The sequence below is a fragment of the Jeotgalicoccus halotolerans genome (genome assembly GCF_003387165.1).
Lineage (GTDB): Bacteria > Bacillota > Bacilli > Staphylococcales > Salinicoccaceae > Jeotgalicoccus > Jeotgalicoccus halotolerans.
In genome coordinates, this window is the sequence record NZ_QUMW01000009.1 from 347,767 (window position 1) to 360,883 (window position 13,117).

Consider the following 13,117-nt stretch of genomic DNA (forward strand, 5'->3'; position numbering starts at 1 on the left):
TTTCGCCGTTGTGAATCAAACACCACCGGATCACAACGCCATTTCGCCGTTGTGAATCAAACACCACCGGATCACAACGCCATTTCGCCGTTGTGAATCAAACGCCTCCGGATAACAACACCATTACGCCGTTGTGAACCCCTTCCAATATTCTAGGGTCTGCTGTCCCTATATCGTTTATATACATCTGATTTATTAATCGCATCATTAAAATCATAATATTTAAATGTATAGTGACTCGTATTTCCCCTTTTGTGTTGGAAACAATACTTATTCACGAATCTCGAAACTGTGTATTGAGGTATTTCATAATCGATAAACTTCAATAGTGAATTTCTTGTCATCGGCTGATTATAAAATAAAAATTTATAATCGCTCATAGCGCGAAGCAGATGGGTTTCATTGCATTCGGTGCTGCCGCATTTGTTACAGTTCAAATGAAATCTCTTTTTACTGAGGTTAAAACTTCCGCACCAGCCGCAATACAAGCCGAATTTCAGGCGGGTTTTATCGACCTCTGGTTTAAAGTAAGGATTTTCAACTATACTGCTGCTGATTAGCCGTGAAATATATTGCGCTTTATTCCCAGCCGCAATTCCTGATTGATTAAACTGGCGGAAATAGTTGCGCAGACCGGAGCGAAGTGTAATTTTACTCCAATTCGATTGGTCATCAGAATGAAAAGTGAAATTGTCATTAGGAAAAATGAGCTTCCAGGACACCTTAAAATCACTCCGAGATGCATTCCTAAGTTCCATTAATTTTCCGACTGCACGGTTCAGCTGACTGAAAGCGTCATTCGGAATTGAGAAATTCCCTCTATACCAGCTGCCGTCACGAACCGTGATACTGCCGGAAAAATTTTTGATTTCATTCGAAATAATACCACTATCACTAATTATCAAAGTATCGTACTGTGTAACTGAGCCGTCAATGCTGAGAAAAAGATCCCGATAAATCAATACGTTGCCATGACCGATACTGTCAAAAATCTGATCGTACAGCATTTCGCCTTCATAACCTTTCTTCACATTCCCGAACTTTGCTGACTCTTGTTTCATCAGCGAAGTCCTAGCAGACAGTGCTTCGTAATAAATTAACTCATGCGGTTTTGTTCTTTCATTGATAAACAATATAAGACCCCCTTTTAAAATAAAAACCCTTCTACCCTCTATATAGGTGAAAAGTACAGTTTCCTTTTAAAAAAGTTACTTAAAAACAAAAATAGCAAAACTGGTTTACAATTTACACAAGTTTCATTACTAATGGAATTATATGTATGCAGATGTAAAATATATTTCCATAAAAAGTATTTTCTTAATTTTACATTTAAGAGATAATAAAAGGTTAAACATATTTGTTACAATGCAATCCCCGCTCAAAAAAACAAGCACCCGGATAAAATCCGGGTGCTTGTTTAGAAGTTACAAATTATTCAAATGAATCAATTTATAATTATAGTTTAGCAACGTTTGCAGCTTGTGGACCGCGGTCGCCTTCAACTACTTCAAATTCAACTGCTTGACCTTCTTCAAGAGACTTGTAGCCTTCTTGGTTGATTGCTGAGAAGTGTACGAATACGTCGTTTTCTCCTTCAATTTCGATGAAGCCGAATCCTTTTTCTGCGTTAAACCATTTCACTGTACCTTGTTTCATTAATAAAATCCTCCAAAAGACGTAAATTATCAATAAGAAGAACTTACTGATGATTCATATTATACAACATACTTCATTATATTGCAAATGTGTTTCTAACAATTGTGTGACGTTTTTACAAATTATTATAAAATTCATTATTTTTTGTCATTATCGGCGTGTAGAATATTTGCACGTCTTCATCACACTCTTCGCAAAATTCGATTTCACATGCGTTAAAAAATGCGCATAAATCATATTTACCCTGAATATAGCTGCTGTAATCATTTTTCATCTGTTCAAGAATTGACTTGTAGCCTGACAGCATCTGAGCAGTGTCATTAAACTGATGCCTGTTAATAATGTTGTCCTGCCAACCGTCGAAGAGCCACCAGCCCTCATAATCCGCTTTAACGATTACGACTTCATACATGTTTAAAACTCCATTCCCTGGCCGATATTATTCATTATTATAAACGCGTATAATTAGCATTATCAAGCATAACGCTTTATAATTGTACTAAATAGGCACATCTATACTAAGGGGTTTTGAACAATGAAGAGTAATTATTCACATTTCATTGCTTCTGTGATTGCTGTACCGGCCGGCCTCCTCGCTTGGGTACTGTCGTCTAATATATTCGATATTCATATGTTTTTAGACGTCATCGTCGGCATCGGCGGTTTTGGTGCATCATACCTGCCCGCCCAGCGTATTTCACATCATAAGCATTTAGAGAAATTGAAACTCACAAACAGTGAGTACAAATATATAAAAGAACAGCTCGCTCAGGCGAAAGAGCATACGAATCGTTTGCGTTCCAGCTATATGAATATCAGGTCGATAAAAGACGCGAAGATGATATTCGAGATTAACCGGATCGTTAAAACGATTATTTCATCTGTAGAGGAAGACCCTAGGCAGTTTTACAGCGTACAGCAGTTTTTCCATTCTAATCTGGAAACTGCGGTCAATACGATTGAAAAATACCTTTATCTGTATAAGATGCCGGGGAAATCAAAAGATGAACGTATTCAGCTGCACGAGACGCGTTTATCAATGTTAGAATTGAAGCGTACGCTGCAGTCGAACCTCTCGCACATGAACCAGCGGAGCTACCAGGATTTAAATGTTGAACGCGATTTAATTAAGATGAACTCCGCCCGCGCCAAAAAACGCCAGGCAGCACTTGATAATAAGCTCGGCAAAGAAAAAGTGAATTTGAAGCAAAAACGACACACTGAAAAAGAAACAGAAAAAGTACACCGGGGTGAAGGAAATGGCTGAAGAAAGAAATCTTAAGGACGAACTTTTAATGGATCCGTTTAAAGAAGCTGATGACAGTAACGACAGTTTAATACTGCAGCCGGAAGAAGCTGCGGCAGCAAAACCGAAAGACAGCGAAGTGCTGACGACGTTTAAAGATCAATTCAGTGAATCAGATCTTAAATCTATCCATGAAATTAAAGATAAAATTGAACCGCTGAATAACGATGCACTGATTACTTACGGAGCGAGTGCACAGCAGGCAATGTCTAAGTTCTCTCATCAGATGCTGAGCGAAGTGCAGTCGAAAGATGTCGGCCCTATCGGTGAAACTCTTGAAGAACTGATGAAAAAATTAAAAGAGATTGATCCGGAAGAACTGACGAATGAGAAAAGTAATATTTTCAAGCGTATGTTCGGGCGTGTAAAACGTTCCGTAAATGAAATGATCTCGAAACATCAGAGTATTGCGTCACAGGTCGACCGTATTTCAATTCAGCTTGAGCATGCGAAGGAAGTATTGATTAAAGACGTGAATATGCTTGATGGGCTGTACAATCAGAATAAGGACTATTTCGATGCGATTAATATATATATCGCAGCAGCAGAGCTTAAAAAAGAAGAACTGGAGCAGGAAACACTGCCGCGCTTAAAAGCTGAAGCAGATGCTTCCGGCAATCAGATGGATGTACAGGATGTCAACGATATGATGCAGTATATCAACCGTTTAGAGAAGCGCGTGCACGATTTAAAACTGTCGAGACAGATTACACTGCAGTCGGCACCGCAAATCCGGATGATTCAAAATATCAACCAGACACTCGCTGAAAAAATCCAGAGCTCGATTCTCACGAGTATTCCGTTATGGAAAAACCAGATGGCTATTGCCCTTACCCTGCTCCGTCAGGAATCGGCATCGAAAGCCCAGCGTGAAGTAACAAATACGACGAATGACCTGCTCACTAAAAACAGTGAGATGCTGAAACAGAACTCATTGAGAACTGCAGCTGAAAATGAACGCGGCATCGTCGATATTGAAACGCTGAAAACCACTCAGGAAAATCTGGTTACAACCATTGAAGAAACACTCAGAATCCAGTCTGAAGGTACCGATAAACGTAAATCTGCAGAGGCTGAACTGGTAACGATGGAAAAAGAACTGAAAGAACGTCTCCTTCAGATTAAAGATAAACACAGATACTAATGATATAGACAAAAAATCACTTCTCCCATACGGAGAAGTGATTTTTTTATTCTTATGAGTATTCCACTTTTGGTTTCTTCATGCCGATTAAATAGCCTAGAATGTAGCCGACAATCATAAATGGTATCCACTCAAAACTGCTTGAGAACAGCGGCAGTGACTCGATCCAGCTCATTTCAAACCAGCCGTTTCTGTGTACTACTGCGATCACAGATAATATAGACACTAAGAATACCGGAATTTGCAGACTGAGTCTCGGTGACGGTAAGAAATAAGTCAGTATTAAGAGTAAGACAGTAGTCATTGCGACCGGATAAATAATAGACAATATCGGTACACTTGTAGCAATAACCTGATTCAGACCCTGGTTAGCCAGACCGAATGAGATGAGTACAAACAGGATAACCCATACTTTATAAGGCACTTTCGGTAAAATACTGTTAAAGTATTCCGAAACAGATACGATAAGTCCTGTTCCTGTAGTGATACAGGCAAATAATACAATTAAACCGAGCAGTATCGGTCCAAAGATACCGAACACTTCATCACTCATAAAGGTCAGCAGGAAGGTTCCAAGGTTTTGGTCATCGACAACGGCACCGCCAAGATCAACTCTGTTTGCAAGCCATCCGAGTGAAATATAAATGGCAGCTAAAAGTACGGCAGCAAGCAGTGCTGATTTAATGGTTCCGATAAGTAAATCTTTACGGTTGGTTACACCAAGCTGACGGATTGAGTTAAGCACAAGGACGCTGAACGCAATCGCTGCGATGGCATCCATAGTTAAGTAACCCTTAGTAAAGCCGGTTGTAAATGCTGAAGAACCTTCAAATGTTTCAACAGCCGGGTTAATTGGATTATTGAAATATGTATATCCTGCAACGGCAATTAACAGTACGATTCCAATTAATAGCAGCGGCGTTAATACTTGCCCGATACTGTTAACCAGTGTGCCGGGTTTAAGACTTAATAATAAGACTACGATAAAGTAAACTAAAGAGAAAATTAACAGCCACATACCTGTATTTTCACTTAAGAACGGTACGATTGACATTTCATAAGCAGTTGTTGCTGTTCTCGGTATTGCAAAGAACGGCCCGATTGTTAAATAGATTGCAACCAGGAAAGTGACTGCGAATGCAGGATGGATATTCTTAAGTGATTCTTTATATCCGTCTTTTGAAATTGAACCTACGATAACTCCGATTAAAGGAAGTCCTACTCCTGTCAGGACAAATGCAATTATTGCGGTCCAGAAGTATTCCCCGCTTGAAAATCCGAGTGCAGGCGGGAAAATTAGGTTACCAGCTCCGAAGAACATGGCAAATAAAGTAAACCCTACCATAATGACTTGTTTTGTACTCATGGGCATCGCCTCTTCTATTATAATTAATATGCAACAATTCTACCTTACTCCAGCAGAAAAATCTACAAGTATTTTAAATTATCTGACTTTTAAACTATGAAAAATACGTTTTGTAGTAGCCGCCTACTTTTCCTGAATTATCTTTGACGAAAATGTACTCTTCAGTTTCATTAACTACTGTATATTCTTTGCCGACTGTAAGCATGTCAGATACTTTATATTTCTCAGCATCCACATGTTTTACCGTCACTGTTCTGATATTATTGTTTTCCCATTCATTTTGAAGCATAATTTTTCCTCCTAAGTAAAAAAAGAAAAGGTATCGCGAAGATACCTTTTCTTATTAAATTGTTATATTTTAACCTTCTAATAATAAATCTTCAGGGTTTTCAATTAATTCTTTAATCGTCTTAAGGAAGCCGACTGACTCAGCGCCGTCGATAATCCTGTGATCATAGCTCAGGGCAATATACATCATCGGACGGATTTCAATATCGTCACCTACTGCTACAGGACGTTTTTGAATGGTGTGCATGCCGAGAATTGCCGCCTGCGTACCGTTGATGATTGGTGTAGACATAAGTGAGCCGAAAACTCCACCGTTAGTAATTGTAAATGACCCGCCCGTCATATCGTCAATAGATAACTTTTTATCTTTTGCTTTTTTAGCAAGTTCAGCAATATCATTTTCAATTTCAGCAAATGTTTTGCGGTCCGTGTCGCGGACAACCGGTACAACTAAACCTTCATCGGTAGATACTGCAATCGATACATCGAAGAACTCTTTGTAGATCAAGTCCGTACCATCGATTTCCGCGTTCACTGCCGGGTATTTACGGAGTGCAGCTGTAGCAGCTTTGGTAAAGAATGACATAAATCCAAGTCTGGTACCATCGTTACGCTCCTGGAAGCTTTCTTTTTTACGTTTTCTAAGTTCCATGACATTCGTCATATCAATCTCATTAAACGTTGTCAGCATAGCAGTATTTTGCGACACATCAAGAAGACGTTTGGCAATAGTTTGTCTGCGTCGTGACATTTTTTCACGTCTGACCGGTTTTTCAGGTGCCGCATCAGCTTTAGGTGCTGCTTTCTTTGGCTCTTCCTGTTTGCTTTCAGCTTTAGGTGCAGGTGCATTGCCGTGGTTTTCAACGTCCTGGCTGCGTACTAGACCGCGAGGATCAGTAGGATTGATATCCGAGATTTTAATGCCTTTTTCGCGGGCAAGTTTTCTTGCTGAAGGTGTCGCAACGACAATTTCGTCGTTTTCATCTTCTTGTGCAGGCGCTTCTTTTTCTGCCGGTTTTGCTGATTCTGCGCTCTCTGCTTTGGCATCCGAAGCTTCTTCTTTTTTATCAGCAGCTGGTGCGCCTCCGCCTTCACCTAGAACAGCGATAACCTGTCCAACTTCAACAGTGTCGCCTTCTTCGGCTTTAAGCTCTGAAATCACGCCTGCTTCTTCGCTGACGATTTCAACGTTTACTTTATCAGTTTCAAGTTCGAGTACGTTTTCTCCCTTTTCCACTGAGTCCCCTACTTGTTTAAACCAAGTAGATATTGTACCTTCCGTGATTGATTCTGCTAATTCAGGCACGATAATTTCAGCCATATTATAATTTACCTCCTATTATTTTAAAGCTTTCTCAATAATACTTTGCTGTACCAGTTTGTATGATCCGCCGTTGCCTTCCGAAGTTGAAGCGCTCGGTTTTCTGCCGATATAGTTCAGTTCTGCTTTCTTAGGAACGATATCGAGCAGGTAAGGCAATGCAAAATGATATGAACCCTGGTTTTGCGGTTCTTCCTGAACGAAGCGTACTTCTTTCAGATTTGTAATATCATCTAATACTTCTTTAATTGATTCAGCCGGGAACGGGTACAGCTGTTCCAGTCTGATGATTATTACTTCGTCGTTTGGTGTTTCAGCTTTAGCTTGTGCTTCAAGCAGATCAACAGCGACTTTTCCGCTGGCAATGACTGCTGTTTTCACTTTTGATTTCTTGTATTCAGGTACGATGACTTCGTGGAAACGGCCCTGAACAAATTCGCTGACCGGCTGGCTTGCTGTAGTGTTACGCAGCAGACTTTTCGGTGACATAACGACTAAAGGACGCATTTTTTCAGTATTTAAATACTTCGCCTGACGTCTTAAGAGATGGAAGTAGTTGGCACTGCTCGATAAGTTTACAACTGTCATGTTGTTTTCAGCACAAAGCTGTAAATATCTTTCCAGACGTGCAGATGAGTGCTCCGGTCCCTGACCTTCCTGTGCGTGCGGCAGAAGCAGCGTTAAAGCAGTTCTTTCGCCCCATTTGGAATGTGCAGATGATACGAACACATCAAAAATCGGCTGAGCCATGTTGGCGAAGTCTCCGTACTGTGCTTCCCAGATAGTCAGCGCGCTGTTGTTTTCAACGTTGTAGCCGTACTCGTAAGCAACAACAGCCATTTCAGTTAACGGCGAGTTGTACAGCTCAAAGGACGCCTTCGCATCGCTGATGTTATGGAGCGGCGTGTGTTTCTTACCTGTTTCAGGGTCGTGAAGTACAGCATGGCGGTGTGCGAATGTTCCGCGCTCAGCATCTTCACCTGTGAAACGAATCGGTGTGCCGTCCTGGTTGATCGTTGCAAAAGCAAGAGCTTCCGCGTGTGCCCAGTCGACGAGAGCTGTGTCATCTTCAAATGGCTTTTTACGTCTGGATAATACGTTGTTTAATTTTTTAAGCGGTGCGAATCCTTCTGGATATTCGAGCAGTTCATCGTTTATTTTTTGAAGACGGTCGCGTGTAATATCTTCTTCTGTTTCATTAGCCTGGCCTTCGATAATTTCTTTTGGCGTCTGAATATCTTCAGTGACAACAGTATCCTTTTTATCAATCTTATCATGTTCGGCTCTTAATTCATCCTGAATTGCCTGCATAATACTGTCTTTTTCTTCCTGTGTAATAACACCTTCTTCGACAAGTTTATCACCGTAAAGGTTATCGATTGAAGGATATTCATGAACTTCGTTGTAAAGATTCGGGTTAGTCGTCATCGGCTCATCCATTTCGTTGTGGCCGTAGCGGCGATAGCCGATAAGATCAATGACTAAATCTTTTTTGAACTTCTGACGGTACTGAATCGCAATATCGATAACGCGGAGTACATATTCAGGACGGTCAGCATTGACGTGGAAAACAGGCATATCGAAACCTTTGGCAATATCAGATGCATACAGTGTTGAACGTGCATCCCACTCCTCTGTCGTAAAACCGATGCGGTTATTAGTAATAATATGCATAGCACCGCCGACTGAGTAGCCTTCAAGATTCGATAAGTTCATCGATTCCGGATTTACGCCCTGTCCCGGGAAGGCAGCGTCACCATGAATAATTACACCAAGTGAATTATCTACATCGTGAACTGCTTTGCCCGCCTGGTCAGTTTGTTCCTGCTGAGCACGCGTTCGTCCCTGAACGACAGGTCCGACAATTTCAAGGTGTGACGGGTTGTTGGCAAGTGTCACTGTCTGTTCGATACCTTTGTCTGTTCTCGTCTTAACGCCGCCGAGGTGATACTTTACGTCACCCATCCAGCCGTTGGTAAGCACGAGAGAACCATCTTCCGGCAGGAATTTCATCGGGTCTGTCGACATGAATTCACTCAGCATCATAGCGTACGGTTTTTGAAGCGTATGCGTCAGCACATTTAAGCGTCCGCGGTGAGCCATACCAATCTGCAGATGCGGAATGTTTTCCTCTGCCATACGTCCGAGCAGGTGGTCGAGCATCGGCACAAGCGAGTCCACCCCTTCGATTGAAAAGCGTTTGGCACCGACAAAGTTTTTGTGAAGATACTTTTCAAAACCTTCGGTCTTAACTAATTCTTTAAAAAGATAAACTTTCTTATCGCTGGAGAGTTCAACTTCTCCGAGTCCTTCGATGGTGTTCTGCAGCCAATTTCTTTCTTCAGTGTTATTAATATGGGTGTATTCATATGATAACGGTGAAGTGTAGATTTTTTCCAGGTAACGTGCTGCTTCAAGGGCGTTGCCGAATTTATCGGCAATCGCTTCAGAAACGATACCTGCCGGCAGGTTTTCAAGATCAGCATCTGAAAAACCGTAGGCGTTAAAATCAAAGTCAGGTGCGTTGTCAATTTCCGGTGAATATACCGGATAGACATCCGCTTTTAAATGACCATACTGCCTGATGTCATTTAACCATTGCAAGATACCTTTGATTTTATCCTGTCCGGCCGGAGTAAGAGCCTTATCTGAATGACGAGTATTGCTTCCTTCGTTAGAAGAAATGCTGTCGAATAATAACTGCATCTCTTCTGACACTGAATCCGGGTCTTCTTTGTACATGTCAAAATACTCAAGAATCATGCCTAGATTTGTTCCAAACCTTACAGGAGCATTCTCAACTTCATTTTGTTGCATTGTACTGCCACCTCTTTATAATTTTTAAATACTCTTTACATATCAAATTTTACCATTTAACACTGCTTCTTGAAAGCGCAATTGTCGATTGTCACTAATCTTTTATAAATTAGTTTTTCAGTTTTGGAAATTTGATATGAACTGTCGTTGACTTTCCTTCTTCGCTAGATATCCATACATTTCCGCGGTATAATTCGACGATTTTTTTAGCTATCGATAAACCGAGTCCGTTTCCGCCCTGATCGCGGCTTCTTGATTTGTCCACCCGGTAGAATCTGTTGAATACCTGATCGATCTCCTCTGCCGGGATACCGATTCCGGAATCCGTAATCGCAATTTCGATGCCGCCGTCTTTAAGACGTTCCGACGATACAGTAATGTGCTTATGCTCCGTATCGAATTTAATCGCGTTATCGAGGAAGATAATCAGCATCTGTTCAAAATGATAATTATTAATCGGATACATCAGCTTGCTTTTATCCAGTTTCGCTTCAAAAGTATAATCCGGATGAACTTTATCGAGACTTTCAATACGGCTCATTATCTCATCGTTTAAATTAATGCTTTCAGTCTGAAGATAATCCGCCCCTTCATTTTTAGTAAGCAGGAGGAGTTCCTCGACAAGCTTGTTGATGCGCTTCAGCTCTTCGATTGAAATACCGAGAGACTCGTCCAGCACTTCAGGGCTGTTCCTGCCCCACCGGTTAATCAGCTGCAGATGCCCCTGAATAATCTGGAGCGGCGTTCTGAGCTCGTGGGACGCATCTTCAACGAACTGCTTCTGCTGATTATAGGACTCCTCGAGCGCCTCCATCATATTATTAAACGATTCAATCATATAATCGGTTTCAATAATGTTCGTTTTTAAATCGAGCCTTTCGGCGAAGCCCTGATTTTCAATTTTCTTCAGCTGGCCGGTAAATCTGCCAATCGGCTTGACCATCTGAATCGAGAAGAAATAACTGATAATCGATGTGAATGTAATCGATAAAAACCCGATAATCGTTGCGATAAACAACATCATCCGGATAATCGTATTGTACTCGTTCAGCGGATGGACAACGGAGATGTAACCGTACCAGTAATCCGACTGCAGCATGCGTGTGCCGACGAGATAATCATCGCCGTCGACACTCGCTGGTTCAATGACAGGATTTAAGTTCGCTTCAAAATCCGTATCGATATTCAGCTGAGTGCGGATCGGCCAACGGTAAACCTCTTCGCCGCTGAGCGTGTAGAGACCCATCTGCTGATTATCGTACAGACTCGTATAAATATCACGTTCAGTAATCGAGTTGAAAGGCTGGTTCTCATACAGCGAGCTGACATCCGTCAGACTCCTCGACACTGCGCGGTACTCCTGGTCTTTTAAATAGACGCTCGTCGCGTAAATCAGGAGCGAGCTGAACAGTATATAAGTAATAGTAATAATTAAAATGGACAGTTTCAGCCACTGCGTTCTGAGAGATTTCACGCGGTTCATTGTCTGATCACATATCCGACTCCGCGGACAGTTTCAATCAGTTTATCCTTACCGAACGGTTTTAATTTGTTGCGGAGATACCTGATGTACACATCGACAACATTCGTTTCCACTTCGCTGTCGTAGCCCCAGATAATATCGAGAATCTGTTCGCGTTTCATAACGATACTCATATTTTTAACGAGCAGATGGAGCAGTTCGTGCTCCGTTTTTGTAAGCTCAATCGGCGTGCCGTCAATCGCGACAGTATAGGCCGACGTGTCGATAGAAATGCCGTGCAGTTCGAGTGTCGAGTGACTCGTCTCCGCAGTTTTGTTGCGGCGCATAATCACCCGGAGGCGCGCGAGCAGCTCCTCAATCTCAAACGGCTTCACGATATAATCATCTGCTCCGTAATCGAGGCCGACGACTTTATCGTATGTATCACCTTTCGCTGTAATAATAATAATCGGCGTATCCTTTGTTTTGCGCAGCCGTCTGCACACTTCGAGACCATTCAGTTTCGGCAGCATTAAATCCAGCAGAATGACATCGTAATCATTCTCACTCGCCATATTAAAACCTTCCTGACCATCCGCTGCCAGCGTTACACTGTAACCTTCGTGGCCTAACTCCAACTCTATGAAACGGGCTAAATTCGTTTCGTCTTCAACAACTAATACTTTCGGCATAAGCCTCACCTACTTTGTCTACATATTATCATGAAATTATACCGGATTAAAAATTAAAGGTGCGGGATGCGGGGGTTTGCGGATGATTTGCTGATTTTACTGGTTATGATGGGGATTTTGCGAGGTAAGGGGTTGATTGGGAGGACTGGATGTGAGGTGGATGCGCATGTGAGATTGACATGGTAATTTAAAGGGGTTTGGATGCCCATGTTGAATTGACATGGTAATTTAAAGGGGCTTGGATACCTATGTGAGATGAACATAGTAAATTAATATAAAAAAGCGATAAAGTAGCTGCAAGTACTTTATCAATTCAACAACGTTCATACAAAACCATACACCTGTAATACAAAACAACACAAAAAACCGGACACCCTTTCTCAAAGGTCCCCGGCTCAAATTAAATAAATATGGTTAGCTTACAATTGTATTTGGTGTGTCCATCATATAGCTTTGCTGTTTAATGAGTAGATTCGTTTTCACTTCGGGCCATTCGTCATCGATAATTGAATAGATTATTAAATTGCGCGGAACACCGTAGAGCGAGCGTTCTTTACGTATCACGCCTTCTTTGGTGAAGCCGATCCGTTCAATTGCTTTGTTGCTGCGCTCGTTTCTTTCATCTGCGCGCACTTGGACGCGCATGAGCTTTAACACTTCGAAGCAGTATTCAAGCAGTAGGAATTTGCTGTCTGAGTTAATGAAAGTACGCTGGGCTTTGGTGCCGAACCAAGAGGCGCCTATTTCGCAGCTCTGACGTTCATAGTCGATATGCTGAATGCGCGTGGCACCGACGACTTCGCCTGTTGCTTTTAAGACGACAACAAACGGTATCGATTTCAGCTGGTTGCGGAGCTCAATGGCACTTTGAATCCATTCGCTCATTGCTTCTTCAGTTGTGGCTTGAAAAAGCATATAGGTCCAAATACTGTCGTGATTAATAGACTGAAGTTCTGCGGCGTGGCTCAGCTGCATGGGCACGAGTCGAATTCTGTCGTTTTCAAGCGTAATGTTTTCATATAAATTTATTGCCATATCATCACCTGCCGTCTTAATAATACCCAA

The 13,117-nt window shown here is 41.7% G+C and carries 12 protein-coding genes; 2 read left to right on the forward strand and 10 right to left on the reverse strand.

Translation table 11 applies throughout. The annotated features are described in order from the left end of the window. Positions 1 to 152 precede the first annotated feature (152 nt). The 3 genes from DFR63_RS02975 to DFR63_RS02985 form a co-directional block, all read right to left on the reverse strand. Positions 153 to 1,133 (reverse strand): nuclease-related domain-containing protein, encoded by a 981-nt coding sequence (locus DFR63_RS02975; RefSeq protein ID WP_115884253.1) that lies wholly within the window; start codon positions 1,131 to 1,133, stop codon positions 153 to 155. Between the two features lie 322 nt (positions 1,134 to 1,455). Continuing rightward, on the reverse strand, positions 1,456 to 1,656 hold the full coding sequence (cspA, locus tag DFR63_RS02980) for a cold shock protein CspA (protein WP_026859816.1): 201 nt from the start codon (positions 1,654 to 1,656) through the stop codon (positions 1,456 to 1,458). A 115-nt stretch (positions 1,657 to 1,771) separates the two neighbouring features. After that, positions 1,772 to 2,068, reverse strand: coding sequence for a DUF1033 family protein (locus DFR63_RS02985; protein ID WP_115884254.1), 297 nt, complete (start codon positions 2,066 to 2,068; stop codon positions 1,772 to 1,774). A gap of 123 nt (positions 2,069 to 2,191) precedes the next feature. Between DFR63_RS02985 and DFR63_RS02990 the strand changes: the two genes are divergently transcribed. Beyond that, positions 2,192 to 2,923, forward strand: coding sequence for a 5-bromo-4-chloroindolyl phosphate hydrolysis family protein (locus DFR63_RS02990; protein WP_115884255.1), 732 nt, complete (start codon positions 2,192 to 2,194; stop codon positions 2,921 to 2,923). Further along, complete coding sequence (locus DFR63_RS02995; RefSeq protein WP_115884256.1) at positions 2,916 to 4,106, forward strand: toxic anion resistance protein; 1,191 nt, start codon at positions 2,916 to 2,918, stop codon at positions 4,104 to 4,106. The genes DFR63_RS02990 and DFR63_RS02995 overlap by 8 nt, the downstream gene beginning before the upstream one ends. A gap of 52 nt (positions 4,107 to 4,158) precedes the next feature. Here the strand turns inward: DFR63_RS02995 and brnQ are convergent, their stop codons facing one another. The 7 genes from brnQ to DFR63_RS03030 all read right to left on the reverse strand — a co-directional run bounded on the left by brnQ (position 4,159) and on the right by DFR63_RS03030 (position 13,087). Further along, entirely contained in the window at positions 4,159 to 5,472 is a 1,314-nt protein-coding gene (brnQ, locus tag DFR63_RS03000; protein ID WP_115884257.1) for a branched-chain amino acid transport system II carrier protein, read from the reverse strand. Between the two features lie 94 nt (positions 5,473 to 5,566). Further along, a complete protein-coding gene (locus tag DFR63_RS03005; RefSeq protein ID WP_115884258.1) occupies positions 5,567 to 5,761 on the reverse strand; it encodes a DUF6501 family protein in 195 nt (64 codons plus the stop codon). Between the two features lie 69 nt (positions 5,762 to 5,830). Then, on the reverse strand, positions 5,831 to 7,081 hold the full coding sequence (gene odhB / locus DFR63_RS03010; protein ID WP_115884259.1) for a 2-oxoglutarate dehydrogenase complex dihydrolipoyllysine-residue succinyltransferase: 1,251 nt from the start codon (positions 7,079 to 7,081) through the stop codon (positions 5,831 to 5,833). Between the two features lie 18 nt (positions 7,082 to 7,099). Next, positions 7,100 to 9,898, reverse strand: coding sequence for a 2-oxoglutarate dehydrogenase E1 component (locus DFR63_RS03015; RefSeq protein ID WP_115884260.1), 2,799 nt, complete (start codon positions 9,896 to 9,898; stop codon positions 7,100 to 7,102). 109 nt (positions 9,899 to 10,007) lie between these two features. After that, the gene (locus tag DFR63_RS03020) at positions 10,008 to 11,381 is read right to left on the reverse strand and encodes a HAMP domain-containing sensor histidine kinase (RefSeq protein WP_115884261.1); all 1,374 of its coding nucleotides are present in this window, start codon (positions 11,379 to 11,381) and stop codon (positions 10,008 to 10,010) included. Then, a complete protein-coding gene (locus DFR63_RS03025; protein WP_115884262.1) occupies positions 11,378 to 12,052 on the reverse strand; it encodes a response regulator transcription factor in 675 nt (224 codons plus the stop codon). The genes DFR63_RS03020 and DFR63_RS03025 overlap by 4 nt, the downstream gene beginning before the upstream one ends. 414 nt (positions 12,053 to 12,466) lie before the next feature. Beyond that, positions 12,467 to 13,087, reverse strand: coding sequence for a GNAT family N-acetyltransferase (locus DFR63_RS03030; RefSeq protein ID WP_115884263.1), 621 nt, complete (start codon positions 13,085 to 13,087; stop codon positions 12,467 to 12,469). Positions 13,088 to 13,117 lie beyond the last annotated feature (30 nt).